The organism is Pseudomonas sp. MF4836, assembly GCF_002018875.1.
Lineage (GTDB): Bacteria > Pseudomonadota > Gammaproteobacteria > Pseudomonadales > Pseudomonadaceae > Aquipseudomonas.
This window is the reverse complement of the sequence record NZ_MVOL01000025.1, coordinates 1-26502: the sequence shown is the minus strand read 5'-3', so window position 1 is coordinate 26502 and position 26502 is coordinate 1. Positions and strand designations below refer to the sequence as shown.

The following is a 26502-nucleotide window of genomic DNA, read 5'->3' as shown; positions in this document are numbered from 1 at the left end:
ACCTGCAGCAGCAGGTATAGCTGGAAATAAAAAACCCGGGGAATGGCGGGAAGGCGGGCTGCGGCGCGGGGCTCAGGCCCGGCCGCAGCGATGGCTACCTAGTGCGCGGCGTCCATCCGGCCAAAGCCACCGGACTGGAAGTCGATGAAGGCCTGGTGGATTTCCTGCTCGCTGTTCATCACGAACGGGCCGTGGCCGACGATGGGCTCGTCGATCGGCTCGCCGCTGAGCAGCAGCACCACCGCATCGTTGTTGGCCTCCAGGCTCAGTTGCTGGCCGTCGCGCTCGAACAGCACCAGTTGCCCTTCGCGCGCCAGTTCCTGGCCATTGACTTGGACCGTGCCATGCAGCACCACCAGGGCCGTGTTGCGCCCGGCGGGCAGGTCCAGGGTCAGGGGCTTGCCGGCGTTGAGGCGGATGTCCCAGACGTCGATCGGGGTAAAGGTGCGCGCCGGTCCCTGTTGCCCGGCGAACTCACCGGCGATCAGCCGCAGGTTACCGGCGTCGTCAGGCAGGCTGATGAGCGGGATATCGCCATCGATCAGGGTCTGGTAGCCGGGCGCGGCCATCTTGTCCCGGGCTGGCAGGTTGACCCACAGCTGGACCATTTCCAGGGTGCCGCCACGCTGGGCGAAACCCTGGGAGTGGAACTCCTCGTGCAGGATGCCCTTGGCGGCAGTCATCCACTGCACGTCGCCGGCGCCGATGATGCCGCCGCTGCCGGTGGAATCGCGGTGCTCCAGTTCGCCTTGGTAGACGATGGTCACGGTCTCGAAACCGCGATGGGGGTGCTGGCCCACGCCACGGCGCTCGGTGGTCGGGCTGAACTCGGTGGGTGCGGCGTGATCGAGCAGCAGAAACGGGCTGATGTGCTGGCCCAGGTTGTCGTAGGAAAACAGCGTGCGAACCGGGAAACCATCGCCCACCCAATGTGCTCGGGGGCTGGTGTAGATACCGATGATGTTCTTCATGGCGGGCCTCGAAGGGGTGGATAAAAACCGATGCGCCACCTTAAAGCAGCGCCCCGGGGCGCACTAGACGGCAAAAATCAGTTACTGCGTTCCATGAAGAGGACGATGGTGCACGCACCGCCAGCTTCCGACCTGTGGCGGTTTTGACACTGGCCGATGAAATATTTCGAGCATAATATTCACCCCTCATCGTCCTGTCCGCTCCCAGAGGAAATGCCCATGCAAAGCCCATCCCGTGATGCCACCCTGGCCCAATGGATCGCCCAGGAGCAGGCCATGCGCGCCCGCCTGGCCGGGCCCGGGAGCCTGAGCCTGGCCGAAGTCAGCGCGCTCTCGCCCAGTGAATTCTTCGAAGGCATCGGCAATGGCGAACTGCCCTCGCCGCCGATTGGCAGCCTGCTGGACTTTATCCCCATCGAATGGTCGGCCGGGATGTTCCTGTTCCAGGGCACACCGGATTCACGGCACTACAACCCCCTGGGCAGCGTGCACGGCGGCTACGCCGCGACCCTGCTCGACTCGTGTATGGGCTGCGCGATTCATACCCAACTGCAAAAGGGCCAGGGCTATACCACCCTCGACCTGCGCATCAGCTACGTCCGCGCCCTCACCGGCAGCAGCGGCCCGATCCGCGCCGAAGGCAAAGTCGTGCATCTGGGCCGCTCCACCGCCCTGGCCGAAGGGCGCATCTACGATGTGGATGGGCGCCTGTATGCCACGGGGTCGACCACCTGCATGATCTTGCAGCCGCGATGAAGACGGCCGTGCCACCAGGCTGCGCTGGCCATGACAGGCGCTGTGTACATCCGGAGTATCTCCGGCGTTATTGAGGGACTGCGCAGCCTAGCGGCAGTGGCTACAGGTGTGGGTCTGGGTGCGGGCGGGGGATGGATTCGTGCGTGGGGGGCAATATTGCTTTGCCCGACCTTGGGTTTTTCTTCGGGCGGCAGGTGCGGATACTCGGGGCATTCCCACCACACTTTCGGAGTTTCTTATGTCTGTACCCGCCTTTGGCCTTGGCACGTTTCGTTTACAGGGCCAGGTTGTGATCGATTCGGTGAGCACCGGCCTGGAGCTGGGTTACCGGGCAATCGATACCGCGCAGATTTATGACAACGAAGCCGAGGTCGGCGAGGCCATTGCCGCCAGTGGCATCGCCCGCGACCAGCTGTTTATCACCAGCAAGATCTGGGTCGCCCATTTCGCCGCCGACACACTGATCCCCAGCCTCAAGGAAAGCCTGCGCAAGCTGCAAACCGACTACCTGGACCTGACCCTGATCCATTGGCCCTCCCCCGATGACCAAGTGCCGGTCGAGGAATTCATGAGCGCGCTGCTGGAGGCCAAGCAACTGGGGCTGACCCGGCAGATCGGCATCTCCAATTTCACCATCGACCTGATGCAACAAGCGATCAAGGTCGTCGGCGCCGAGCAGATCGCCACCAACCAGATCGAGCTGCACCCCTACCTGCAAAACCGCAAGGTGGCGGAGTTCGCCCGCAGCCAGGGGATCCAGATCACGTCCTACATGACCCTGGCCTACGGTGAGGTGCTGAACGATCCGGTGATCCAGCAGATCGCCACGCAGCATCAGGCCACGCCGGCGCAGGTGACCCTGGCCTGGGCCATGCAGCTGGGTTATGCGGTGATTCCGTCATCGACCAAGCGCGCCAACCTGCAAAGCAACCTGGGCGCCTGTGACCTGCGCCTGACCGAGGACGACATGGCGCGCATTGCCGGCCTGGAACGCGCCCATCGCCTGACCAGCCCCGCCGGCCTGGCGCCACACTGGGACTGAACCAAACCCCAGGGTGCTGACGCAGGCCCTGGCCGTTTTCGCTGGCGCAGGTGGTTAAAAAGCGTGCAGCTTGCGCTGGCTGTTGAGGCTGGCTTGCTCCAGAGAGGGGTCGACCCAGGCCATCAGGCGCTTCAGGCTTTCCCGGTCCGGCAGTTGCTGCTGGTTGAGCTGGATCTTCTGCTGACGGCGCGACAGCACCTGGGATTGCTCCAGGCGTTGCCCGTCGTAGATCAATGCGTGGTTGATCTGAGGGTTGTCCAGACAAAAGGACAGCAGATCGAACTGGGCCTGGCCCACAAACGCGGCACTGATGATCAACAGGTCGAACGGTTCACACCCGTACTCCACCAGGGTCAGCAACTCTTCCAGGTGGTGAACCGGGGCAATCCGGAAATAGCGCAGCTGGTTCAAGTCCCTTTCTATTTTCATGCGATTGAAGTGCTGCTCATCGGCAATCAGGACACGCAAGGTTTTATTCAACATTTTTTGTCAGACCGTGACGGTTAATTCAGCGGGATGAACGTTCTAGCTCCCTAGAGATCCGGGCAGAGGTTATGCAAGTCGATAGGGGTTTGCTGTAGGAACAATCTGAAAAGCGATATAGCAACCTCATACCCGCGGCCCCTTTCAAAGACCCGAAAAATTCACTTAGGTGCCACCCCGGCAAAACAAAAAGTCCAAGCGCCCAGTAGCAAGCGTCAAGTTTCAAGCTCCACGCGAGTTGGGGCTAGGGGCTGGGCGAGTGAATTGTCGCTTTGTTTTGTAAGGCTTTTCCTAGAGAATCCCAACGGTCATTTTTGGGTGCTGCGGGCTCTTGTTCTGTATCGGGTGGGTGGCTAGTCTCCGGGTGTCGCTGCACACCAGCGATCGGGTTTCGCAGCCCGAGCCAACCCTGGACGCACAGAGCTCACCATCTGATGCAGGCATGTTGTTATGCCTGTTCATCGTTTTTATGGCGGCTGTGCGCGGGAGACTTTCGAGTCTGCCGGGGTTCCTAGGGCCCGGTCTGCGAACCTGCGTACAGCTGCCACCCTCTTCGCTTCGCAGCGAAACGTGGCGGCTCCACCACCCTAGGAGCTGCACCCATGAAAAAACTCGTTCCCGATCCCCCCTCTTCCCTGACCGATGCACTCGGCAGCACCGCCAGCCGCGCTTTTGGCTGCCGCGATGCCCGGCAGCGTTCGCTGTTGGCGATTCGTGAAGGGTTCAATGCTGAAGAGGCACTGATCCAGGTGTCGCAACTGCTGTTGAGCGCCGAGGAGGTGTCAGATGAAATCAGCAGCGCCAGCGGCGTCGAGCGGGGCCTGATATGGTCGATGATCCATTGCGTGGAAACCGCGCGGGCCATTGTCGACGCGCTGCTCGACGGGGCCAAGGTCAAGGCCGGCAACGTCCCCTGAGCGCTTGAATCGCGAACGGTGACGGCGTTTCACTCGGTGGTGCTCGGGCTCCAGAACGCCTGTTGCACCAGCGGCGAGGTCGACAGCCGCGCCACCAGGGCATCGAGTTCGTCACCGTCGACCGAGGTGGTGGCCAGGGTCGCTTCGATCTCCACCTCCTCGCTGCCAAAGGCATGCACGTCGACGTCGCTGGCCGGGTAGTTGCTGCGCTCAAGCTCGGCTTCCAGCAGCGCCAGCACCGCCTTTTGCCGCGCGCGCTGGGCGATGACGTAGACGATATTGGTGACCTCGGCGGAAATCACATCCAGCGGCTGGCGGTTGATGTTATTAACGATCGGCCGCAGCAGGGTGTTGGCCGCCAACACAAACAGGGTGCCGAGCAACGCCTCCAGAATCAGGTCGGCACCGGCGCACGCCCCGACACCCGCCGACGCCCAGAGCGTGGCCGCGGTATTGAGGCCGCGCACATTGCCCTCCTCGCGCATGATCACCCCGGCGCCGAGAAAGCCGATGCCCGACACCACATACGCCACCACCCGCACCGCACCCTCGGCGCCGCCCAGGCGGTTGGCCATGTCGACAAAAATCGCCGCCCCCACGGCCACCAGCACATTGGTGCGCAACCCGGCCGTGCGCTGGCGATACTGGCGCTCGAAACCAATCAAGCCACCGAGAACAAACGCCGCGCTGAGGCTAACCAGGGTGTCGACCAACGAGGTCAGGTTGATGTTGTCGATGGCTTGCATGGGCAGGGTCCTTGTGCGAAATGGCAAAGCGGCGTGGGCCACTGTGCCAGGGGCAGATGAACATCTGTTGAAGGGGAGCCTGCGTCTATTGTGGCAAAGAAATGCACAAGCCCCTTTGTGGCGAGGGAGCTTGCTCCCGCTGGGCTGCGAAGCGGCCCCAAAACCGGGCGACAAGGTGTATCAGGGACTACTCAGTGAGCTGGTTTGGGAGGGCTGCGCCCTCCAGCGGGAGCAAGCTCCCTCACCACAAAAGCTGAAGCCTGCCCCCACCCGCTTGCCGCTTGCCGCTTGCCGCTTGCCGCTAAAAGCTCGCAGCTGCTCCCTCTTATTGCCAACCAAAGCGCCGCACATAGAAGCCCTTCACCGCCTGGGTCAGCGCCATGTACGCCAGCAATATCACCGGCAAAAACACAAAATACAGCGACGGCAGCGCCTGCAATTTGAAGTAGTGCGCCAGCGGGCCCATGGGCAGGAAGATGCCGACCGCCATGATGATCCCGGTCATTACCATCAGCGGCATGGCCGCGCGGCTTTGCAGGAACGGGATTTTCGGGGTGCGGATCATGTGCACGATCAGGGTCTGGGTCAGCAGCCCGACCACAAACCAGCCGGACTGGAACAGGGTCTGGTGGTCTGGGGTGTTGGCGTCGAACACGTACCACATCAGGGCAAAGGTGGTGATGTCGAAGATCGAGCTGATGGGCCCGAAAAACAACATGAAACGCCCGACGTCCGCCGGCTGCCAGCGCTGAGGTTTTTTCAGCATTTCTTCGTCGACGTTGTCGAAGGGAATGGCAATTTGCGAAATGTCGTACAGCAGGTTCTGCACCAGCAGGTGCATCGGCAACATCGGCAGAAACGGAATGAAGGCACTGGCCACCAGCACCGAGAACACGTTGCCGAAGTTCGAGCTGGCGGTCATTTTGATGTACTTGAGCATGTTGGCGAAGGTCCGGCGGCCCTCCAGCACGCCCTCCTCCAGCACCATCAGGCTTTTTTCCAGGAGGATGATATCGGCAGCCTCTTTGGCGATATCCACCGCGCTGTCCACCGAAATACCGATGTCGGCGGTGCGCAGGGCCGGGGCGTCGTTGATGCCGTCGCCCATGAAGCCGACCACATGCCCGTTGGCCTTGAGCAGGCGGACGATGCGCTCCTTGTGGGACGGGGTGAGTTTGGCGAAGACGTTGGTGGTTTCCACCGCCAGCGCCAGCTCGGCGTCGCTCATGCGCTCGACGTCGTTGCCCAGCAGCAGGCCTTGCTGCTCCAGGCCGACCTCGCGGCAGATCTTGGCCGTGACCAGCTCGTTGTCGCCGGTCAGCACCTTGACCGCCACCCCATGCTCGGCCAGGGCCCGCAGCGCCGGGGCGGTGCTTTCCTTGGGCGGATCGAGAAAGGCCACGTAGCCGATCAGGGTCAGGTCCTGTTCATCGGCCAGGCTGTAGGTGTCGCGCCCCGGGGCCATGGCCCGCGCGGCCACGGCCACCACTCGCAGGCCTTCGCCGTTGAGCCCGGAAGTGACCTGACGGATCCGCGCCAGCAATTCATCGCTCAGGGTCTCTTCGGATTCGCCATGGCGCACCTTGTTGCACACCGCCAGTACCTCTTCCACCGCGCCCTTGCAGATCAGCAGGTGCGGATGTTCCTGCTCGGCCACCACCACCGACATGCGGCGGCGGGTGAAGTCGAACGGGATCTCATCAACCTTCTGGAAGGCGGTGCCGACTTGCAGTTCGCGGTGCACTTCGACGTGCTCCAGCACCGCCACGTCCAGCAGGTTTTTCAGGCCGGTCTGGTAGTAGCTGTTGAGGTAGGCCATTTCCAGCACGTCGTCGGACTCCAGGCCCCAGACATCAACGTGCCGGGCGAGGAAGATTTTGTCCTGGGTCAGGGTCCCGGTCTTGTCGGTGCACAGCACGTCCATGGCGCCGAAGTTCTGGATCGCGTCCAGGCGCTTGACGATGACTTTCTTGCGCGACAGAAACACCGCGCCCTTGGCCAGGGTCGAGGTGACGATCATCGGCAGCATTTCCGGGGTCAGGCCCACGGCGATGGAAAGCGCGAACAGCAGCGCCTGCATCCAGTCGCCCTTGGTGAAGCCATTGATGAACAGCACCAGCGGCGCCATCACGAACATGAAGCGGATCAGCAGCCAGCTGACTTTATTGACCCCGGTCTGGAACGAAGTGGGCGCGCGATCGGTGGCGCCGACGCGCTGGGCCAGGGCGCCGAAATAGGTGCTGTTGCCGGTGGTGAGGATCAGCGCGGTGGCGGAACCTGAGACCACGTTGGTGCCCATGAACAGGATGTTGTCCAGGTCCAAGGGGTTGCTGGTGCCTTCGTCCTGCTGGCGTGGGAATTTTTCCACCGGCATCGATTCGCCGGTCATTGCCGCCTGGCTGACAAACAGGTCCTTGGCGCTGAGTACCCGGCAATCGGCGGGAATCATGTCGCCCGCCGAGAGCACGATCAGGTCGCCTGGCACCAGTTGCTTGATCGGCAGCTCGAAGGTCCGCGCCCCGCGGTTGGCCAGGGTCGCGCTGGGCAGGCGCGCCGCCGGTATCGCGGCGTCGGGGCTGAAGTCGCGGCGGATTACGGTGGCGGTGTTGCTGACCATGGCTTTCAAGGCATCGGCGGCCTTGTTCGACTTGGCCTCCTGCCAGAACCGCAGCAGGGTCGAAAGCACCACCATGGAGAAAATCACCGTGGCGGCCTTCATGTCTTCGGTCAGCCAGGAGATGACCGCCAGCAGGGTCAGCAGCAGGTTGAACGGGTTTTTATAGCAGTGCCACAGGTGCACCCACCACGGCAGGGGCTGCTCGTGCTCGACCTCGTTGAGGCCATGCCGGGCCTGCAGGCTGTCGGCCTCTTCCTGGCTCAGGCCATCGGTGTGGCTGCCGAGGCTGTCGAGCAGGGTGGTGGCATCGCTGTTGGCCGCGCCGACCAGGGTTTGCGCGAGCGTCGGCGGCACTTCCCGGCTGACGCTGGCGTCGCTGAAGCTTTCCAGCAGCGCCAGTCGGCGAAAATGCCGGGAGAAATGCCGGGTCCGCAGAAAGCCGGCGAAAAACTCTTTCAACAGAGTGAGGTTCATGGTCGTGCCCCTAGCGGTCAGCGCAGGGAAAACCTTTGGCAGGCACGGCCACACCCCACTGGAACGACGCCCAGGCGGTTGCGGCCCGCAGGATTGAACCTGCGCGTCCGTGGCACGAGTCAGGCTTGGGGCCTGGCATCACGCACTGTTCAGAGTCGTTGAGAGAGACATCGAAACGCGGCCGGAGCTGGCCGCGATCGGGGTGCCGCTTCTCGCTACACGGCGAGACAACGGCACAAGAAGCTGCGCGTTATCGAGCCGAGAATGCGCCGGTTATCGCAACCGGCCGACTACTGTCACTCGAACAAGTCCCCACTCCGGGTCTCCGCTATTGATGAAATCGCGCGCAGCTTACGCCGCGGTATTTCGAGAGTAAATCAATAGTCGGAGTCTGATATTGCAATCAGATAGTTCTTCAGGGGAGGTTCAGGAAGAGAAGGACAAACAGCAAAATCGATCACCTATCGCGTACAAAAAGCAGTCCTGTGGCGAGGGAGCTTGTTCCCGCTGGAGGGCAAAGCCCTCCCAAATGATCCACCGCAATCGGTGCTAAAAACCCCCAGTACTTCAGCCCCCTGATGGCTCGCACTGGGGGGCAGCCGACGCTCCAGGGCGGCGCATGCCCAACACCGCAATACCGCGTTTGTCAGGCACACCGCCCCCCTTGTTTGCGACCGCTGCGCGGTCGAGCGGGAGCAAGCTCCCTCACCACAAGACCTCTGGGCCTGCTCACTGGGGCCGATCAGCTCGCGGTGGCCAGCAACACATCCCTGACCGAACGGCTATGGCCACGGCTCTTGCCATGTTCATACAGGGAGCCGGCGATTTCCTCGGCGCGGATCGGCAGGATCGACAGCAGCGTGTCGCTCAAGCCGTGGCTGGCCTGACTGAAGCCCTGCATATAGATGCCGGCCTTGCAGCGCTCATCGGTGAGCACGCGGTAGTTGCGGTCGACTTCGAACTCGCCCAGGTACTCCTGCAACGGGGCCAGCAGTTGACGGTGCATCTGCCGCTCGTAGCCGGTGGCCAGGACCACGGCGTCGTAGTGCTGCACCGAACGTTCGCCGGTGGCGTTGTTGCGCAGCACCAGTTCCACGCCTTGGGCGCTGGCAGTGGCTTGCTCGACGGTGGTCAGGGTGCGGAAGGCGTGGCGGGCGACCCCGGAGACTTTCTGCCGGTAGAAGATGCCGTAGATGCGTTCGATCAGGTCGATGTCGACCACCGAGTAGTTGGTGTTGTGGTACTCGTTGACCAGGCGCTCACGCTCGCTGCTGGCCTGCTGGAACACCAGGTCGGTGAATTCCGGCGAGAACACTTCGTTGACGAACGGGCTGTCGTCGGCCGGCTTGAGCGCCGAGCCGCGAATGATCATGTCCACCTGCACCGACGGGAAGCTGTCGTTGAGGTCGATAAAGGCCTCGGCCGCGCTCTGCCCGCCACCGATGATCGCGATCTTCATCGGCTGGCCGGCAACACACGGCTGCTCGGCCATGCGCGCCAGGTACTGGGAATGGTGGAACACCCGAGGGTCATCCTTGAGCGCCTGGAAGGTTTCGGGGATCCGCGGCGTGCCGCCGGCGCTGACCACCACCGAACGGGTGGTGCGCACCTGCTCCTGGCCCTGGGCATCACGGGAAATCACCCGCAGGGCTTCAACCTGCTGGTTGTGCAGCACCGGCTCGATGGCCAGCACGTCTTCGCCGTAGCGGCTCTGGCCCTGGAAGTGCGAGGCCACCCAGCGCAGGTAATCGTTGAACTCCATGCGGCACGGGTAAAAGGTGCCGAGGTTGATGAAATCCACCAGGCGCCCGTGGTGCTTGAGGTAATTGACAAACGAGTAGGGGCTGGTGGGGTTGCGCAGGGTCACCAGGTCCTTGAGGAACGAGATCTGCAACTCGCTCTGGGTGACCAGAGTGTTGCCGTGCCAGCGGTAGTCCAGTTGCTTGTCGAGAAACAACGCGTCCAGCGGACCTTGAACCTGGCCACGCTCCTCCAGGGCAATGGCCAGCGCCAGGTTCGAGGGGCCGAAACCAATACCAATCAAGTCGTGAACGGTGGCCGATGCAATTGCCTGTGTCATTTCCAGTGTCCTCTGGATAAGCCCCTCAACGCGGGGAGAAAGCGACGGTGACCTGGTCGGCCCATGGCAAGACAGCAGGTCGTCTGTTGAGTAGGAACGAGGACAATGAAAAAAAATTTAACCCAGGGGGATCAGTGGGTGTCCCACTGACGCACGCGCCCCCGGCAATGCTTCATGGCGTTGACGATGTGTTTTTCCACCAGGCTGCGGGAGATTCCCAGGCGCTCGGCGATTTCCGGGTGCGACAGGCCTTCGAGCTTGCGCAGCAGGAAACTGTCGCGGCACAGGGGCGGCAACTCGGCCAGGGCGCGTTGCAGCATGTCCAGGCGCTGGCTGTGGTCCATACCGGTTTGCGGCGAGGGGCTGAAAAAACGCTCTTCGTTGTCGAGCACTTCCAAGGGCTCGGACTGACGCAGCGCGTTGCGCCGATGGCCGTCGATCACCAGATTCAGCGCAGTGCGGTAGAGAAAGGCACGTGGCTGCTCGATGGGGGTATCGCTGGCGCGTTCCAGCACCCGCACATACGCGTCATGCACCACATCTTCGGCCACCTGGCGGTTGCCCAGCTTGGCGTTGAGGAAACTCACCAGCTCGCGATAGTAGTTTTCCAACATGACTCCCGCCCCCAAAAAAAGAGGGACTTTTGTCCTTGAGTAAGACGCTCCGCCAGGGCTTGTGCAGGGCATCCGAATGATGGCAGCTTATAAGCAACGCAATTTATAGTAATTCTCATGTAGATTTAAAGCGCTAACGCTGTGCCCGACGTTTATTTTGTGAATCCATACCTGTAACCCTATGTTTCCGGGCTTAAATCCGCTCCGCCGAACTTCGTATACTTGACAGCCCCCGTGTCTGCCGACCCTTCCGGCAGCGTCCAGCGGCGCCCCAGCTCGGGCAACACCTGGACCACGGGCCGATTTTTCCATTGGCCGGAACCCTGCATGAAACGTCCCCGTCATACCCGACGCGCACTGCTTGTAGCACTTTGTCTGATCCCCGTTATTGCCGTTGCCGCCTGGCAGATCCTGCCCGCAGGGCGAGATCAATTTGCCACCGTACAGGTCAGCCGGGGTGACATCGAAAGCAGCGTGACCGCCCTCGGCACCTTGCAGCCCAGGCGTTATGTGGACGTCGGCGCCCAGGCCTCCGGGCAGATCCGCAAGATCCATGTCGAGGCCGGCGACCCGGTCAAGGAAGGCCAATTGCTGGTGGAAATCGACCCCGCCACGCAACAGGCCAAGCTCGACGCCAGCCGTTTCTCCATCGAAAACCTGCAAGCCCAACTGCAGGAACAGCGCGCCCAGCACCAGTTGGCCGAGCAGAAGTTCCGGCGCCAGCAAAACCTCGCCGCCGGCGGCGCCACCCGTGAAGAAGACGTGCAGACCGCCCAGGCCGAACTCAAGGCCACCCAGGCGCGGATCGACATGTTCAAGGCGCAGATCCGCCAGGCCCAGGCCAGCCTGCGCAGCGACCAGGCCGAGCTTGGCTACACACGGATTTATGCGCCCATGGACGGCACCGTGGTCGCGGTGGACGCCCGCGAAGGCCAGACCCTCAACGCCCAGCAGCAGACGCCGCTGATCCTGCGGATCGCCAAGCTGTCGCCGATGACGGTGTGGGCCGAGGTGTCGGAAGCCGATATCGGCCACGTCAAGCCAGGCATGACCGCCTACTTCACCACCCTGAGCGGTGGCAACCGGCGCTGGACCAGCACCGTGCGCCAGATCCTGCCGATCCCGCCCAAGCCACTGAACGAAACCGCCCAGGGTGGCGGCAGCCCCAACAGTTCGAGCAAAAGCGGCAGTGGCCGGGTGGTGCTCTACACCGTGCTGCTGGATGTGGATAACAACGACAACGCGCTGATGGCGGAAATGACCACCCAGGTGTTCTTTGTCTCCAGCCAGGCACAGAACGTCTTGACCGCCCCCATTGCCGCCCTGCAGGGCAGCACCGCCACCGACCGGCAGATCGCCCGGGTAGTGGCGAAAAACGGCGCCATCGAGGAGCGCGAAGTCCGGGTCGGCATCAGCGACCGCCTGCGGATTCAGGTGCTGGACGGCCTGAACGAAGGCGATCACCTGCTGATCGGTCCGGCCGAAGCCAGCGGAGGTTGAATGTTGACCCCGCTGATCGACCTCAGGAACATCCGCAAGTCCTACGGCGGTGGCGACACGCCGCAAGTTGATGTCCTGCGCGGGATCGACCTGTCGATCCACGCCGGCGAATTCGTGGCCATCGTCGGCGCTTCCGGCTCCGGCAAATCGACGCTGATGAACATCCTCGGCTGCCTGGATCGCCCGACGTCCGGCGAGTACCGCTTCGCCGGCGAAGACGTGGCACAACTGGGCAGCGACGAGCTGGCCTGGCTGCGCCGCGAGGCCTTCGGCTTCGTGTTCCAGGGTTACCACCTGATCCCCTCGGCATCGGCCCAGGAAAACGTCGAGATGCCGGCGATCTACGCCGGCACCCCCGCCGCCGAGCGCCATGCCCGCGCCGCTGCCCTGCTCGAACGCCTGGGCCTGGCCAGCCGCACCGGCAACCGTCCGCACCAGCTCTCCGGCGGCCAGCAGCAACGGGTGTCGATTGCCCGGGCGCTGATGAACGGCGGCCATATCATCCTCGCCGACGAACCCACCGGCGCCCTCGACAGCCACAGCGGCACCGAGGTCATGGCCCTGCTCGACGAGCTGGCCGACCAGGGCCACGTGGTGATCCTGATCACCCACGACCGCGAAGTCGCCGCCCGCGCCAAGCGCATCATTGAAATCCGCGACGGCGAAATCATCAGCGACACCGCCGACCGCCAACCGGGCGTCCAGGCCAGCGCCAACAGCGGCGCCCTGCAAGCGGTGGACCTGCGCCAGCGCCTGGCCGACGGCAGCGAACACAACGGCGCCTGGAAAGGCGAACTGGTGGACGCAGTGCAAGCGGCCTGGCGGGTGATGTGGGTCAACCGCTTCCGCACCGCCCTGACCCTGCTCGGGATCGTGATCGGCGTGGCCTCGGTGGTGGTGATGCTGGCGGTGGGCGAAGGCAGCAAGCGCCAGGTCATGGCGCAGATGGGGGCGTTTGGTTCGAACATCATTTACCTCAACGGCATCTCCCCCAGCCCCCGGGCACCGCGTGGCGTGGTCAGCCTCGACGACGTCCGCGCTCTAGCGAGCCTGCCCCAGGTGAAAATGATCATGCCGGTCAACGGTGACGACGCCAATATCCGCTTCGGCAATGTCGACTACGAGGTCTATACCGGAGGCAGCAACACGCTGTTCCCCGAGATTTTCAACTGGCCGGTGGTGGAAGGCAGTTTCTTCTCCGAAGCTGATGAAGCCAGCGCCGCGGCGGTGGCGGTGATCGGCGAAAAGGTCAGGGAAAAGTTCTTCACCGGCATCAACCCCATCGGCCAGTACATCCTGGTCGAGAACGTGCCGTTCCAGGTCATCGGCGTATTGGCCGGCAAGGGCGCCAGTTCAGGAGAAAAGGACAGCGATATCCGGGTGATGATTCCCTACTCGGCGGCCAACATTCGTCTGTTCAGCTCTCCCAACCCGATGTACGTGGTGATCGCCGCCGCCGATGCGAAAAAGGTCAAGGAAACCGAAAAGGCCATCGATGAACTGATGCTCAAGCTGCACAAAGGCCAGCGTGACTTCGTCCTGACCAACAATGCGGCGATGATCCAGGCCGAAGCCCGGACCCAGAACACTCTGTCGCTGATGCTCGGTGCCATCGCCGCGATTTCCCTGCTGGTGGGCGGTATCGGGGTGATGAACATCATGCTGATGACCGTGCGTGAACGGACCCGGGAGATCGGCATCCGCATGGCCACCGGCGCCCGTCAGCGAGACATCCTGCGCCAGTTCCTCACCGAGGCGGTGATGCTCTCGGTGGTGGGCGGCCTGACCGGTATCGTCCTGGCCATGCTGTTGGGCGGCTTGCTGATCGTGGGTGATGTGGCCGTGGCCTTTTCCCTGCCGGCCGTGCTGGGCGCCTTTGGCTGCGCCCTGGTCACCGGGGTTATTTTCGGCTTCATGCCGGCTCGCAAAGCTGCCCGGCTTGATCCGGTCACAGCCCTTACCAGTGAATGACCATTCTATGAAAGCGCAATTGACCCTACTGGCCGCCAGCCTGCTGCTGGTGGCCTGCGGCGGCACCGCCCCGCGCCCGGAGAGCGGCCTGCAGGCGCAGGCTTCGTGGTATTCGTCGACCGACCTCACCACCCAGCGCAGCAACCAGCAGTGGTGGACCCAGTTCGCCAGCCCCGACCTCGATCGCCTGATCGAACAGGCCCGAGGCGGCAGCTACGACCTGGCGGCCGCCATCGCCCGCGTCCGCCAGGCCCAGGCCAGCGCCGTGGTGGCGGGCGCGCCGCTGCTTCCGGAGATCAAGGGCGGGCTGAATGCCAATCGGCAGAAACTGTTGCGAGGCAACGGCTACAGCCAGCTGGATGCCGACAGCGACAACAAGGCCGTGGACTATTTCGACGCCAGCCTGAGCGCCAGCTACGAAATCGACTTCTGGGGCGGCAAACGTGCCGCCCGCGACAGCGCCGTGGAAGGCGTGCGTGCCAGCGAATTCGACCAGGCCACCGTGGAGCTGACCCTGCTCAGCGGTGTCGCCAACAGTTACACCCAGGCCCTGGCCCTGGGCGAACAGCAACGGATTGCCGAACTGAATCTGGCCAACGCCCAAAGCGTGCTGAGGCTGGTGCAGACCCGCTACGACTCGGGCTCCACCACCGCCCTGGAACTGGCCCAGCAAAAAAGCCTGGTGGCCGCCCAGCAGCAACAGTTGCCGCTGTTCAGGCAACAGGCTGCGGAGGCGATGATCACCCTCGCCGCCCTGCTCGGCCAGCCCGTGCAGGCCTTGCAACTGGGCCCGCAATCCTTCGCCGAGCTGCGCTGGCCGGAGATTGCCGCCGGCGTGCCCAGCGAGCTGCTGCAGCGACGCCCGGACATTGCCGGGGCCGAAGCCCGACTGGCCGCCGCCCAGGCCGATGTCAGCGTGGCCCGCGCCGCCATGCTGCCCAGCGTGACCCTGACGGCCAACCTGGGATCGGGGGCCAACAGTGCCGGGGATATCCTGCGCAGCCCGTTCTATAACCTCACCGCCGGCCTGGTGGCCCCGATCTTCAACAACGGCCGCCTGAGCGCCGAGCGCGACAAGGCCAAGGCGCGCCAGGAGGAGTTGCTGGAGACTTACCGCGGCACGATCATCAACGGCTTTGCCGATGTCGAGAAAGCCCTGAACAGCATCAGCGGCGTCGACCAGCGCCGGCAGTGGCAGGACGAAGAACTGAACCAGGCGCAGATCGCCTTCCGGATTGCGCAAAGCCGCTACCAGGCCGGGGCGGTCGACCTGCTGACGGTCCTCGAGACGCAACGCACCCTCTACGCCGCCCAGGACCTCAACGTGCAACTGCGCCTGTTGCGCCTGCAAGCCAGCATCGCCCTCTACAAAGCCCTGGGCGGCGGCTGGCAAACCCTGTAGCCGCTGCCGAGCCCGCCGCCTCCCGGGCTCGACGGCGGCTACAGCGGTGTTAATCCCGGAGGTGGGCGCCATCAAGCAGTGCTTCCACCACCGCCCGGGCCATTTCCACCGAGTGCACCATGGCCCAGATCAGCCCGCGTTCGATGCCGCTGGCGCGTTCGGTGATTTCATCGGACACCTCTTCGGCACATTTCAGCAGCAGCGCGACGTGCATCAGCGCGTCTTCGGCGTTGACTCCGGGCTGCACGGCAAATAGCGCATGGCCCTTGGCATCACGCAGACCAAAAGGGCGAGGCCGGGTGTCTTTCAAGGCGTGGAGCAGGTGGGCGTTGGCGCGATCCAGTTCCGGGTTGCGGCGTCGTTGTTGAGGTGGATCGGGGACGAGCTTTTTCATGAGATTGGTTCCTTTAAGTGTTAAGGAACTGCCAGATCTCACTTCCACATGAGAAGGAGGCAGCCGTACGTGGGTGTGGAAGACCGGCTTAAAGGACCCGGCGCACCCGAAGGTGCCCCACGTACAACCGCCATAAAACGAGATCACCGGCGCTGAGAATCACCGATGTTCGAATGAGACGAATTGCACGTTCCTCTGAGCCAGACTTCCACATCCGGGCCGCTGTTTTTGCAGCGACGGCTGAAGACTGCCTGAGGCCAGAAGAGGGTACAAGCCGCTCAAAGGCGTTTTGGATTCTCTAGGAAATGCCCTACAAAACAAAGCGAAACCTCTTCAGGACTCAGCGCTATACGGCCCTGGCACCTATGGCGAGTGTCGAGGCTGCGCTGGCCGAAATGGGCGCCGCAAGGGTGTCAGGCAGATTAGAGTCACCTGGAAAGGACAGCGCAGCCTTCGGCAGCAACTACGCAGGCGTGACCTTGAGGTGGCGCGCGTACCAGGGGCGTTGCGGGACTTTGCGGAACAGCTGGGCAAGCCGGTCCTTGTCGCTGCCGAAGGTGATGCGCAGCGCCAGTTTCATGGTCTCAGGGTCCATCTCCATCGACTTGCCTGCCTGCAACCCCGGCGTGGTGCTGCACCCATGGGTCACCGGGCCCAGCCACGGGTCACCGACCTCGACCCAGCGCCCCTGGGCGAACCAGGGCACACCGTTGACTTCCAGCCGCGTCACTTCACCCGGATGAAAACGCTCATGGGCTCGGAACCAGTCCTCGACGCGGTCGTCGATCCAGCCATGGAAATGCCAGAACACCGGGTTCACATGGGAGGAGAACGGGTCGCCGAGAAAATCATTTTCCGGCTCGAACCAGCGCGCGGCGAAATCGTCCGGATTGCGCGCCTTGGGCACCGGCGCGCCGTTGGACGGGTCACGCGGCACCGAGGCCCAGCGCATGTGCAGCCAATCGTGCAGGCCCAGTTCGACCTCAGAGCCGAACTGACCCAGGGTCAATTTCGCCAGATAGGCCGGGTCACGGTATTGCGACTCCCAGACCTGGAAGTTGCTGTTGTAGGTCTCGGCACTCTTGATGTCACTGACCCACTGCGTGTACTCGGCATCGTCTTCAGCCAGCCAGGTCGGCGGCAAGGCATAACCATCGTGATTGTCGAAGTAGCGCGCGAAACCCGCGCGGTCGCGCAGCAGTTCCGGCTGCGGCATCGGGAAGCGGCGCCAGGACGGCAGAGGCTGCAGGGAACGAGCAGTGCCGAGCATGTGCCGATGCATGAAAAAGAAATCAATCCCGGACCCGTTGCGATCCTTGCGCAGGCCACGAGCGTCACGCTCCTGGTCCCGTGGCCCAGGTTGCCAGCCAATGCCGCGCAGGCCATTGCGACGCTCTTCGGACAGCTCATGCCATTGATCCCGGGAGGCATGCCACAGCTGGTGAAACAGACGGTGTTCGGGTGACACCAGCCAGGCCAGCAAGGCCGGCTGCAAGCCGATCCGCTCACGGGCCTCGGGAAACACCTGCTTGACCGCAATGAAACGGTTGTCCTGTTCCAGCAAGGCCAGGCGCCGATCCAGGCTCAGCACTCGCCCGCTAAGGGTGCCACTGCCGGCATTGCCGAAACTGGCCCAGACCTCATCCAGCACCATGCGAAATTCATAGCTGGGTGCCCCGTCCACCGCGTTCGGGTCGATCAGGCGCCAGCTCAGTTGAGCGGGATCGGCCGGCGCCAGGTCGCCCAGCACCTGAAAACGAGGCTCGTCTTCACCACGCAGGCGCTGCGCCGTATCGAGGTAGCCACGCAGGCCGCGTCCGCGCGGGGCAATGTCGAGAAACAGCTCCAGGCCTTCTTGAGGAAGGCCTTGGAGCCCGGCATCGCGACCTTCGAAGCGCAGGCTCCAGACGCCGCGCAAGGTGTCCGCCAACTGGCGCCCGGCCGTGTCCGGCAGGTCGACGCTGGCCTCCCCCGGGGTCACGGGTTCATCGACCCGGGTCAATTCACGATGGGCAAAGTATGCCGCGGGCACGGCAGCGCCCGTCAGTGCCAAACCGGCTATGAAGCCTCGTCGAGAAATCGTCATCGCCCTACCTGTGTCAGCCATGAAGCAGGCTTTATCCAAGCTAGAACGTTGAGTTGGCGAACAAATTTAGGGCGTCGGCACCGGTACGCCGATGCCCAGTAAATTTGTCCGGCCATCGCTCGTTCTTCCCAGATAGCAAAGGCCCCATGCACCCGCACCTCAACGGCGAACCTGACTGAGATGGCAATGAAAAAACCGCGTTCGAAGAAGGCTCTTTATATCGGCCTGCCTCTGGCCCTGGCTGTGTCCATCGGTGCCGGCTTCCTGGCCTGGAACTACCTGTGGAAGGACAACCCCGGTTACCCGCTCAAAGTGATGCACCAGGCGAGCGAGTTGCAGGAGCGGATCATTTCCTTTGATAGCCATATCTCCATCCCGTTGGACTTCGGCGCCGAAGGCAACGAAGTCGACAAGGACGGCTCGGGGCAGTTCGACCTGGTCAAGGCCAACCGTGGACGCCTCTCCGGCGCAGCCCTGACCATCTTCGGCTGGCCGGAAATGTGGAATGGGCCCAATGCCCCACACCGCCCGACTCCAGGTTTTGTCGACGAAGCCCGCAACCAGCAGGAGATTCGCTACAAGATCATTTCCGGCATGGTCCGCGACTTCCCCAACCAGGTGGCCATCGCCTATACCCCGGACGATTTCCGCCGCCTGCACGGCGAAGGCAAGTTCGCGATTTTCATCAGCATGCTCAATGCCTACCCCTTGGGTAATGACCTGAACCTGCTGGACCAATGGGCCGCGCGCGGCATGCGCATGTTCGGCTTCAGCTATGTCGGCAACAACGACTGGGCCGACTCTTCGCGGCCCCTGCCCTTCTTCAACGACTCGCCGGACGCCCTCAACGGCCTGTCTGCCATCGGCCAGCAGGCGGTGCACCGGCTCAATGATCTGGGGGTAATCATCGACGTCTCGCAGATGTCGACCAAGGCCCTGGAGCAGGTAATCCAGCTCAGCCGCAGCCCGATCATCGCCTCGCACTCGGCGCCACGGGCCCTGGTGGATATCCCGCGCAACCTCAGCGATCACGAGCTGCAACTGATCAAGGACAACGGCGGGGTGGTGCAGATTGTCGGTTTCCCGGCCTACCTCAAGCCCCTGAGCCAGCCGACCCGAGACAAGCTCAACGCCTTGCGCGCGCGCTTCGACCTGCAGCCCCTGCCCAACCTGGCCTTTGCCCTGATGCCCGGGGACCCGATCATTACCGTCTGGCCCGAGCAGCGCTTCGGCGAGTACGCCAATGCGCTCTACGCCACTCTCGAAGAAGAGCCCAAGGCCACGCTCAAGGACCTGGGGGACGCCATTGACTACGCAGTGAAGAAGATCGGCATCGACCATGTCGGCATCAGCTCGGACTTCAACGAAGGCGGCGGCGTGCAAGGCTGGAAGGATGTCAGCGAAATCCGCAATGTCACCGCCGAGCTGATCACTCGCGGCTACTCCGAAGCCGACATCGCCAAACTCTGGGGCGGCAACTTCCTGCGCGTGTGGGATCAGGTGCAAAAAGCCGCCAAACCCATCAAGCCTTCCGCCGAGTAGATCGCGCCCATGACTGACCGTAGAACTTTCCTCAAGCAGGCCGGCATTCTGGCTGCCAGCCTGCCTCTGGGCGCCAGCCTGGGTGCTCCCGCCCTGGCCGCCACCCTGCCGGGCCTGCCCCGGGACAAATGGGCACAACTGCGCCAGCTGTTTTTGCTGGACCCCGACTACATCCATTTTTCCAACTTCCTGATCGCCTCGCACCCCAAGCCGGTGCGCGACGCCATCGAGCAGCACCGCGCCTGGCTTGACCGCAACCCCGGCCTGGCCATGGACTGGGACCGCGAAGAAACCTGGAAGCACGAAGCCGAAGTGCGCCTCTGGGCCGGCCGCTACCTGCAAGCCAAGCCAGGCCAGATCGCCCTGACCGCCAGCACCACCGAAGGCCTGGCCATGGTCTACGGCGGCGTCCATGTGCGGCCGGACCAGGAGATCCTGACCACCGAGCACGAACACTACTCAACCCAGTGCGTGCTCGAGTACCGCACCCGCAAGGAAGGCACCCAGGTCCGCCAGATCAGGCTGTTCAAGGACCCACACCAGGTGTCGACGGACGAGGTCATTGCCTCGATTGCCCGCAGTATCCGGCCCAATACCCGAGTGCTGGGGATGACCTGGGTGCAGTCGGGCAGCGGGGTCAAACTGCCCGTCGGTGAGATCGGCAAGCTGGTGGCCGAGCACAACCGCGAGCGCGACGACAAGGACCGCATCCTCTACGTGATCGATGGCGTGCATGGCTTTGGCGTCGAAGACCTGAGTTTTCCCGATATGCACTGCGACTTCTTTATCGCCGGCACCCACAAGTGGATGTTCGGCCCGCGCGGCACGGGCCTGGTCTGCGCCCGCTCGGAAGAGGTCAAGGACATCACCCCGACCATGCCGACCTTCTCCGAAGACAACAATTTCGCCACCTCGATGTCCCCTGGCGGCTATCACGCCTTTGAGCATCGCTGGGCACTGAGCAAGGCCTTCGAACTGCATCTGCAACTGGGCAAGGCCGAGGTCCAGGCACGGATCCATGAACTCAACAGCTACCTCAAAAAGCGCCTGCTGGAACACCCCTCCATCGAGCTGGTCACGCCCCTGAGCCCCGAGTACTCGGCCGGCTTCACCTTCTTCCGGGTCAAGGGCCAGGACAGCGACAAGGTCGCGGCCTACCTGATGCAGAACCGCGTGGTCGCCGATGCCGTTGATCGCGACGTCGGCCCGGTGATCCGGACCGCTCCGGGCCTGCTCAACACCGAGGCCGAAGTCGACCGTTTCATGACCCTGCTCAGCCAAAAGCTCTGAATCCTGCGCCCCTTTCACTGGAGACCCACGATGCCCCGCTTCCCGCTACCCGCGCTGCGCGCCGCCTTCTCACTGCCCGCCCTGGCCCTGGCCGCACTGCTCGGCACCCTGCTGCCGAGCGCCGCCGAGGCCGCCGCGCCGCCCGTACCCGGCCAGGTGTTCAAGGACTGCCGGGACTGCCCGGAAATGGTCGTGCTGCCCAGCGGCAGTTTCATCATGGGCACCCCGGATGACGAAGTCGGGCGCCAGCCTGACGAAGGCCCGATGCATGAAGTGACCTTCAGCAAGCCTTTCGCCCTCAGCCGCTTCACCGTGACCGCCGGCGAATGGGCGGTCTACCTGCGCGAAAGCGGCTACACGATGCCTGACGGAGACGCCCGTCCCGGTCGCGAATGCATTGCCGGCAAGCCACGCTACCCGGTGTCGCCGCGCCAGCCGGCGGTGTGCCTGACCTGGCACGAGGCACAGAGCTACATCGCCTGGCTGTCGAAGAAAACCGGCAAGGCCTATCGCATGCCCAGTGAATCGGTGCGCGAATACGCGGCCCGGGCGGGCAGCAAGGGGCCCTTCCCCTTCCCGTTCGATGAGGGCAAGGAATACAGCATCGCCAAACACGCCAACACCTACGGCCCCGAAGACGGCTTCAGCTACACCGCCCCCGTTGGCAGCTTCCCGCCCAACGCCTTTGGCCTGTATGACATGCACGGCAATGTCTACGAATGGCTGGCGGATATCATCCACGAAAACTATGTCGGCGCCCCCACCGATGGCAGTGCCTGGACCGACCAGCCCAACCCCGATGACGACTGCGACTACCGGGCCATGCGCGGCAATGACTGGACCGAAGCCCCGATCTTTTCCCGCTCCGGCAACCGCAACGATCGCTGTTCGAAAACCGCTGGTGACTGGCTGGGGTTTCGCGTGATGCGCGATCTGTAAGTCACCCAGACCGGGGAGCGCCGGCCCGTCTAGGGACCTGGCAGGCCGCGCCCACCGCCCATCGAACCGACTGCACACTGTCACGCAACGAGGGCTAAATCCCCCTCCCCCGAACTCGTCCTCTTACAGACAGCTCGCCAGGCGCACCCAAGCCTCGACGCGGGCTTCCACTCGCCCTTAGCACGTAGTCACGTCGCGACCGAGGTAGTTTCATGACCGCAGCACCCCGTAGCGCCATTCGCGAACTCTTGAGCCTGCTCAAGCCCTATCGTCCTATCGTGATCTCTTCCATTCTGCTGGGCATCGTCGGCGGGCTGAGCGTCACGGCGCTGCTGGCCACGGTCAACCAGGGCCTGCACAACGCCGACGGCATGAGCAAAGGCGTGGTCCTGGCCTTTGCCGGCCTGTGCGCCCTGGCCTTGCTCAGCACCATTGCCGCCGATATCGGCACCAACTTCGTCGGCCAGAAGATCATTGCCAAGCTGCGCAAGGACCTGGGCGCCAAGGTCCTGGCGGCGCCCATCGAGCAGATCGAACGCTATCGCACCCACCGCCTGATTCCGGTACTGACCCATGACGTCGACACCATCAGCGACTTCGCCTTCGCCTTCGCCCCCCTGGCCATTTCCCTGACCGTGGTGATCGGCTGCCTGGGGTATCTGGCGGTGCTGTCGTGGCCGATCTTCCTCATGACGCTGATCGCCATCGGCGTCGGCTCGGCGGTGCAATATGTGGCGCAGACCAAGGGCGTCAAGGGTTTCTACGCCGCACGAGAAGCCGAGGACAACCTGCAAAAGCACTACCAGGCCATCGCCGAGGGCGCCAAGGAACTGCGCATCCATCGCCCTCGCCGGCATGCCATGTTCACCCGCAATATCCAGGGCACTGCCGATCACATCTGCGATACCCATATCCGTTCGATCAACATTTTCGTGATCGCCAAGAGCCTGGGTTCGATGCTGTTCTTCGTGGTGATCGGCCTAGCGCTGGCCCTGCAATCGCTGTGGCCGGCGGCCGATCCGGCGGTCATGAGCGGCTTCGTGCTGGTGCTGCTGTACATGAAAGGCCCGCTGGAGAACCTGATCGGCAACATCCCGATCATCAGCCGGGCGCAGGTGGCCTTCCGCCGCATTGCCGACCTTTCCGAACGCTTCTCGTCGCCGGAGCCGCACCTGCTGCTGAGTGCGGCCGAACACCCCGCGACGCCGCTCAAGCGCCTTGAACTGCGCGACGTGCAATACGCCTTCCCCGCGGTGGAAGGCAGCGTCCCGTTCAAGCTGGGCCCGGTCAACCTCTGCATCGAGCCGGGGGAAATTCTGTTTATCGTCGGCGAAAACGGCTGCGGCAAGACCACCCTGATCAAACTCCTGCTGGGCCTCTACACCCCGCAACAGGGCCAGGTCCTGCTCAACGGCAAGACGGTCGACGCCCAGGGCCTGGATGACTACCGCCAGCTGTTCACCACCATCTTTGCCGACTACTACCTGTTCGACGAACTGGTGCAGAACGACAAGGCCCTGCCACCCGATGCCGGGCAATACCTGGAGCGCCTGGAAATTGCCCATAAGGTCAGCGTGCGCAACGGCGCCTTCACCACCACCGACCTCTCCACCGGCCAACGCAAGCGCCTGGCCCTGGTCAATGCCTGGCTGGATGAACGCCCGGTGCTGGTGTTCGATGAATGGGCCGCCGATCAGGACCCGACTTTCCGCCGGATCTTCTACACCGAACTGCTGCCGGACCTGAAAAAACTCGGCAAGACCATCATTGTCATTTCCCACGACGATCGTTACTTCGACGTCGCCGACCAACTGGTGCGCATGGAAACCGGCCAGGTCATCAGCGACAAGGCCTTTGCCTGATATCAGCAGCACCCCGGCGAGCGCCCAGCCGCTCGCCGTCCCCTCCCAGATGCGCCTAAATCCCCCCCGCCACACTTCGTCTTCATGACAACGCTTATTTCCTCTGCCGACGGCGACGAGATCGATCATGAATCAAATGAACCAACTACCTGACGACGACCTGCTGGCCTTGTTGATGGCCGACGAGGCTGGTAGTGAACAGTCCATCCAGCGCGCGACCGAGTCAGGGCCAAGTGAACTGTCCTTCGCCCAGCAACGGCTGTGGTTCCTGCAACAACTGGCCCCCGAGAGCAGTGCCTATAACCTGCCGCGTGCCATCCAGCTGCGTGGTGCACTGGACGCGACCGTGCTGCAGGACGCCTTGCAACACATCATTGATAAACATGACATTCTCAAGACCGCCTTCCTCGAGATCGAGGGGCAGCCCAGGCAGGTCGTGGTTCCCGAGGCACGGCTCAGGCTGTCGCTGGAAGACCTCTCGACACTGGAACCGTCGCAACGCAGCCAAACCCTGCGCGCCCGCCTGGACGCGGAGGCCGGGCGAGCCTTTGACCTGAGCCAGGCGCCGCTGATTCGCAGCGCACTGCTGAGGATGGCGCCTGACGAGCACGTCCTGCTGCTGAACATGCACCACATCGTTTCGGACGCGTGGTCCAACCCGATTCTCATGCAAGACCTGGGCGCAGCCTATGAACTGGCTGGCAGTGGCGATCCAGGCCGCCTTGCCCGACCGGCGATCCAATATCACGACTACGCTCGCTGGCAACGCCGGGATTACCCACGGACACCCCAGCACGACGCCGCGGCCGCCTACTGGAAAACCTACCTGGGCGAGGAAATCCTCCCTCTTGAACTGCCCGCTGACTTCCTCGTGGCACAGGACACCCGCCACCCGGCGGCGTCTCATTCGCTGAGCCTGGCTCCCGAGCTGAGCCGCAACCTCAATGCCTTTTGCCAGGCTCATGGGCTCACGCCGTTCGTGGTGCTTCTGGGGGCCTGGCAACTGTTGCTGGGGCGCTACAGCAATCAGCACGACTTCACCGTGGGCGTACCCAACGCCACCCGCAACCAGAGTGAAACCCAAGACCTGGTTGGCTTTTTTGTCAGCAGCCTGATCTATCGGGCGCAACTGGATCACAGCCCGACCACACTCGACTTCCTGCAGCGTCTGCGCCAAGAGTCCCTGGCCGCCTTGGAGCACTCCGACTACCCGGTCGAGCTGATTATCGAAGACCTGCACGTGCAGCGCAGGACTCAAGCCAATCCGTTGTTCCAGACCCTGTTCAACTGGCGTGTCGCAGGCCCGCAACAAGGCCCCATGGCGTTGGGCGAACTGCAGCTGGAGTTTCTTCCCCTGGAGCAACAAGAGGCCAAGTTCGACCTGGCTCTGGAGGTCGAGTACCAACCACAGGCCATTCACGCCAGTCTTGAGTACAGCAGTGCACTGTTCAGGCCGGAGACCATCGAGCGCATGGCGCAGCATTGGCAAAACCTGCTGCACGCGATGGTGGCCGATGCCAACCAACGCATTGACGACCTGGCGTTGCTGGACACCCGCGAGCAACAGGCGAGCATCGCGGCCTGGAACCCGGCCCGGATTGAATTCCCGGCCACCCAGGGCATTCATCAGCTGATCGAACAGCAGGTCGAGCGCACGCCCGAGGCCGTGGCGGTGGTCTTCGAGCAGCAGTCCCTGAGCTATCGCCAGCTCAATCAGCGGGCCAACCGGTTGGCCCATCAACTGATTGAAAACGGCGTCGGCCCTGATGTGCTGGTCGGCCTGGCGGTGGAGCGCAGCCTGGAGATGGTGGTCGGGCTGTTGGCGATCCTCAAGGCCGGCGGTGCCTATGTGCCTCTGGACCCGGCTTATCCACAGGAGCGGCTGGCCTACATGATCGAGGACAGCGGCATTCGTCTGCTGCTGACCCAGCCGTCTTTGCTTAAAACGCTGCCGATCCCGGACGGGGTGCGCACGCTGCTACTCGACACCCCCGAATTGGCTGGCTACAGCCTGGACAACCCACAGGTGGCGATCGACCCGGCCAACCTGGCCTATGTGATTTACACCTCCGGCTCCACCGGCAAACCCAAGGGCACCTTGCTCCCGCACCACAATGTGCTGCGCCTGTTCCAGGCCACCGACCGCTGGTTCAACTTTGGCCCGCAGGATGTCTGGAGCCTGTTCCATTCCTACGCCTTCGACTTCTCGGTGTGGGAAATCTTTGGCGCCTTGCTGTATGGCGGCAAGCTGGTGGTGGTGCCCCATGACGTCAGCCGCTCGCCAGAAGACTTCTTCAAGCTGTTGTGCGACGAGGGCGTCACGGTGCTGAACCAGACCCCGTCGGCCTTCAAGCAGTTGATGCCAGTGGCCTGCGCCAATGAATCCGGCAACGCTCTGCGCTATGTGGTATTTGGCGGCGAGGCCCTGGAAGTGAAAGCCCTGAAGCCCTGGTTCCAGCGTTTTGGCGACCAGCAGCCGCAACTGATCAATATGTACGGCATCACTGAAACCACGGTGCACGTGACGTACCGTCCGATCACCCAGGCCGATCTGCAGGCAGACGCCAGCAGCCCGATTGGTGAGGTGATCCCGGATCTCTCTTGGTACTTGCTCGACAGCAGCCTCAACCCGGTGGCCAAGGGCTGCATTGGTGAGCTGTATGTTGGCCAGGCCGGTTTGGCCCGTGGTTACCTCAATCGCGGCGACCTGACGGCCACGCGTTTTATTGCTGACCCGTTTTCCAATCATGGCGAGCGGCTGTACCGCACCGGTGACCTGGCGCGTTACCGCGCCGATGGGGTCATCGAGTACATCG

Annotated in this window: 19 protein-coding genes; 11 read left to right on the top strand and 8 right to left on the bottom strand. The window is 63.2% G+C overall.

What is annotated here, in order from left to right; genetic code table 11:
- Positions 1-98: 98 nt before the first annotated feature.
- Positions 99-971: a pirin family protein gene (locus tag MF4836_RS33330; protein WP_078473954.1), complete on the bottom strand. Its 873-nt coding sequence runs from the start codon at positions 969-971 to the stop codon at positions 99-101.
- 219 nt (positions 972-1190) lie between these two features.
- Here MF4836_RS33330 and MF4836_RS33325 point away from each other — a divergent pair, with 219 nt between their 5' ends.
- Both MF4836_RS33325 and dkgB read left to right on the top strand, forming a co-directional pair.
- Positions 1191-1727: a PaaI family thioesterase gene (locus MF4836_RS33325; RefSeq protein WP_020295522.1), complete on the top strand. Its 537-nt coding sequence runs from the start codon at positions 1191-1193 to the stop codon at positions 1725-1727.
- Positions 1728-1965: 238 nt separating this feature from the next.
- The gene (gene dkgB, locus MF4836_RS33320) at positions 1966-2769 is read left to right on the top strand and encodes a 2,5-didehydrogluconate reductase DkgB (protein ID WP_078473953.1); all 804 of its coding nucleotides are present in this window, start codon (positions 1966-1968) and stop codon (positions 2767-2769) included.
- A gap of 54 nt (positions 2770-2823) precedes the next feature.
- Here the strand turns inward: dkgB and MF4836_RS33315 are convergent, their stop codons facing one another.
- Entirely contained in the window at positions 2824-3252 is a 429-nt protein-coding gene (locus MF4836_RS33315; RefSeq protein ID WP_078473952.1) for a chemotaxis protein CheY, read from the bottom strand.
- 602 nt (positions 3253-3854) lie between these two features.
- On the opposite strand from MF4836_RS33315, the gene MF4836_RS33310 reads away from it, so the two are divergent.
- Positions 3855-4169, top strand: coding sequence for a hypothetical protein (locus MF4836_RS33310; RefSeq protein ID WP_078473951.1), 315 nt, complete (start codon positions 3855-3857; stop codon positions 4167-4169).
- 29 nt (positions 4170-4198) lie between these two features.
- Here MF4836_RS33310 and MF4836_RS33305 read toward each other — a convergent pair whose 3' ends face one another.
- The 4 genes from MF4836_RS33305 to MF4836_RS33290 all read right to left on the bottom strand — a co-directional run bounded on the left by MF4836_RS33305 (position 4199) and on the right by MF4836_RS33290 (position 10700).
- Positions 4199-4915: an MgtC/SapB family protein gene (locus MF4836_RS33305; protein WP_020295518.1), complete on the bottom strand. Its 717-nt coding sequence runs from the start codon at positions 4913-4915 to the stop codon at positions 4199-4201.
- A gap of 325 nt (positions 4916-5240) precedes the next feature.
- Positions 5241-8006, bottom strand: a complete 2766-nt coding sequence (gene mgtA / locus MF4836_RS33300; protein WP_078473950.1) for a magnesium-translocating P-type ATPase — start codon at positions 8004-8006, stop codon at positions 5241-5243.
- A gap of 742 nt (positions 8007-8748) precedes the next feature.
- Positions 8749-10086 carry a lysine N(6)-hydroxylase/L-ornithine N(5)-oxygenase family protein gene (locus tag MF4836_RS33295; protein ID WP_078473949.1) on the bottom strand — a complete coding sequence of 446 codons (1338 nt, stop codon included), beginning with the start codon at positions 10084-10086 and terminating at the stop codon, positions 8749-8751.
- 131 nt (positions 10087-10217) lie between these two features.
- The gene (locus MF4836_RS33290; RefSeq protein ID WP_078473948.1) at positions 10218-10700 is read right to left on the bottom strand and encodes a sigma-70 family RNA polymerase sigma factor; all 483 of its coding nucleotides are present in this window, start codon (positions 10698-10700) and stop codon (positions 10218-10220) included.
- Between the two features lie 327 nt (positions 10701-11027).
- Between MF4836_RS33290 and MF4836_RS33285 the strand changes: the two genes are divergently transcribed.
- From MF4836_RS33285 to MF4836_RS33275, 3 genes are read left to right on the top strand one after another with little or no spacing between them, the layout of a single operon-like run.
- Positions 11028-12200, top strand: a complete 1173-nt coding sequence (locus tag MF4836_RS33285) for an efflux RND transporter periplasmic adaptor subunit (RefSeq protein WP_078473947.1) — start codon at positions 11028-11030, stop codon at positions 12198-12200.
- Complete coding sequence (locus MF4836_RS33280) at positions 12201-14171, top strand: MacB family efflux pump subunit (protein ID WP_078473946.1); 1971 nt, start codon at positions 12201-12203, stop codon at positions 14169-14171. It abuts the gene before it with no gap.
- Positions 14172-14178: 7 nt separating this feature from the next.
- Positions 14179-15573, top strand: coding sequence for an efflux transporter outer membrane subunit (locus MF4836_RS33275; RefSeq protein WP_078473945.1), 1395 nt, complete (start codon positions 14179-14181; stop codon positions 15571-15573).
- Between the two features lie 49 nt (positions 15574-15622).
- Here the strand turns inward: MF4836_RS33275 and MF4836_RS33270 are convergent, their stop codons facing one another.
- A complete protein-coding gene (locus MF4836_RS33270; RefSeq protein ID WP_078473944.1) occupies positions 15623-15967 on the bottom strand; it encodes a DUF6124 family protein in 345 nt (114 codons plus the stop codon).
- A 463-nt stretch (positions 15968-16430) separates the two neighbouring features.
- Positions 16431-18053 carry a pyoverdine maturation tyrosinase PvdP gene (gene pvdP, locus MF4836_RS33265; RefSeq protein ID WP_078473943.1) on the bottom strand — a complete coding sequence of 541 codons (1623 nt, stop codon included), beginning with the start codon at positions 18051-18053 and terminating at the stop codon, positions 16431-16433.
- A gap of 186 nt (positions 18054-18239) precedes the next feature.
- Between pvdP and pvdM the strand changes: the two genes are divergently transcribed.
- From pvdM to MF4836_RS33240, 5 genes are all read left to right on the top strand, one after another.
- Complete coding sequence (pvdM, locus tag MF4836_RS33260; RefSeq protein WP_078473942.1) at positions 18240-19595, top strand: pyoverdine-tailoring dipeptidase-like protein PvdM; 1356 nt, start codon at positions 18240-18242, stop codon at positions 19593-19595.
- Between the two features lie 9 nt (positions 19596-19604).
- On the top strand, positions 19605-20885 hold the full coding sequence (gene pvdN, locus MF4836_RS33255) for a pyoverdine-tailoring periplasmic protein PvdN (protein ID WP_078473941.1): 1281 nt from the start codon (positions 19605-19607) through the stop codon (positions 20883-20885).
- 30 nt (positions 20886-20915) lie between these two features.
- A complete protein-coding gene (gene pvdO, locus MF4836_RS33250; RefSeq protein WP_078473940.1) occupies positions 20916-21824 on the top strand; it encodes a dihydropyoverdine dehydrogenase in 909 nt (302 codons plus the stop codon).
- Positions 21825-22036: 212 nt separating this feature from the next.
- Entirely contained in the window at positions 22037-23686 is a 1650-nt protein-coding gene (locus MF4836_RS33245; protein ID WP_078473939.1) for a cyclic peptide export ABC transporter, read from the top strand.
- A gap of 136 nt (positions 23687-23822) precedes the next feature.
- A partial coding sequence (locus MF4836_RS33240; RefSeq protein WP_078473938.1) for an amino acid adenylation domain-containing protein occupies positions 23823-26502 on the top strand: 2680 nt, incomplete at its 3' end.

Excerpts from the sequence above, each read along its gene's own strand:
- pvdN (WP_078473941.1), top strand. The coding sequence starts at position 19,605 with ATGACTGACCGTAGAACTTTCCTCAAGCAGGCCGGCATTCTGGCTGCC.
- MF4836_RS33275 (WP_078473945.1), top strand. The coding sequence starts at position 14,179 with ATGAAAGCGCAATTGACCCTACTGGCCGCCAGCCTGCTGCTGGTGGCC.
- dkgB (WP_078473953.1), top strand. The coding sequence starts at position 1,966 with ATGTCTGTACCCGCCTTTGGCCTTGGCACGTTTCGTTTACAGGGCCAG.
- MF4836_RS33305 (WP_020295518.1), bottom strand. The coding sequence starts at position 4,915 with ATGCAAGCCATCGACAACATCAACCTGACCTCGTTGGTCGACACCCTG.
- MF4836_RS33270 (WP_078473944.1), bottom strand. The coding sequence starts at position 15,967 with ATGAAAAAGCTCGTCCCCGATCCACCTCAACAACGACGCCGCAACCCG.
- MF4836_RS33280 (WP_078473946.1), top strand. The coding sequence starts at position 12,201 with ATGTTGACCCCGCTGATCGACCTCAGGAACATCCGCAAGTCCTACGGC.
- pvdM (WP_078473942.1), top strand. The coding sequence starts at position 18,240 with ATGAAAAAACCGCGTTCGAAGAAGGCTCTTTATATCGGCCTGCCTCTG.
- MF4836_RS33285 (WP_078473947.1), top strand. The coding sequence starts at position 11,028 with ATGAAACGTCCCCGTCATACCCGACGCGCACTGCTTGTAGCACTTTGT.
- mgtA (WP_078473950.1), bottom strand. The coding sequence starts at position 8,006 with ATGAACCTCACTCTGTTGAAAGAGTTTTTCGCCGGCTTTCTGCGGACC.
- pvdP (WP_078473943.1), bottom strand. The coding sequence starts at position 18,053 with ATGACGATTTCTCGACGAGGCTTCATAGCCGGTTTGGCACTGACGGGC.
- MF4836_RS33315 (WP_078473952.1), bottom strand. The coding sequence starts at position 3,252 with ATGTTGAATAAAACCTTGCGTGTCCTGATTGCCGATGAGCAGCACTTC.
- MF4836_RS33290 (WP_078473948.1), bottom strand. The coding sequence starts at position 10,700 with ATGTTGGAAAACTACTATCGCGAGCTGGTGAGTTTCCTCAACGCCAAG.
- MF4836_RS33245 (WP_078473939.1), top strand. The coding sequence starts at position 22,037 with ATGACCGCAGCACCCCGTAGCGCCATTCGCGAACTCTTGAGCCTGCTC.
- pvdO (WP_078473940.1), top strand. The coding sequence starts at position 20,916 with ATGCCCCGCTTCCCGCTACCCGCGCTGCGCGCCGCCTTCTCACTGCCC.
- MF4836_RS33330 (WP_078473954.1), bottom strand. The coding sequence starts at position 971 with ATGAAGAACATCATCGGTATCTACACCAGCCCCCGAGCACATTGGGTG.
- MF4836_RS33295 (WP_078473949.1), bottom strand. The coding sequence starts at position 10,086 with ATGACACAGGCAATTGCATCGGCCACCGTTCACGACTTGATTGGTATT.
- MF4836_RS33325 (WP_020295522.1), top strand. The coding sequence starts at position 1,191 with ATGCAAAGCCCATCCCGTGATGCCACCCTGGCCCAATGGATCGCCCAG.
- MF4836_RS33310 (WP_078473951.1), top strand. The coding sequence starts at position 3,855 with ATGAAAAAACTCGTTCCCGATCCCCCCTCTTCCCTGACCGATGCACTC.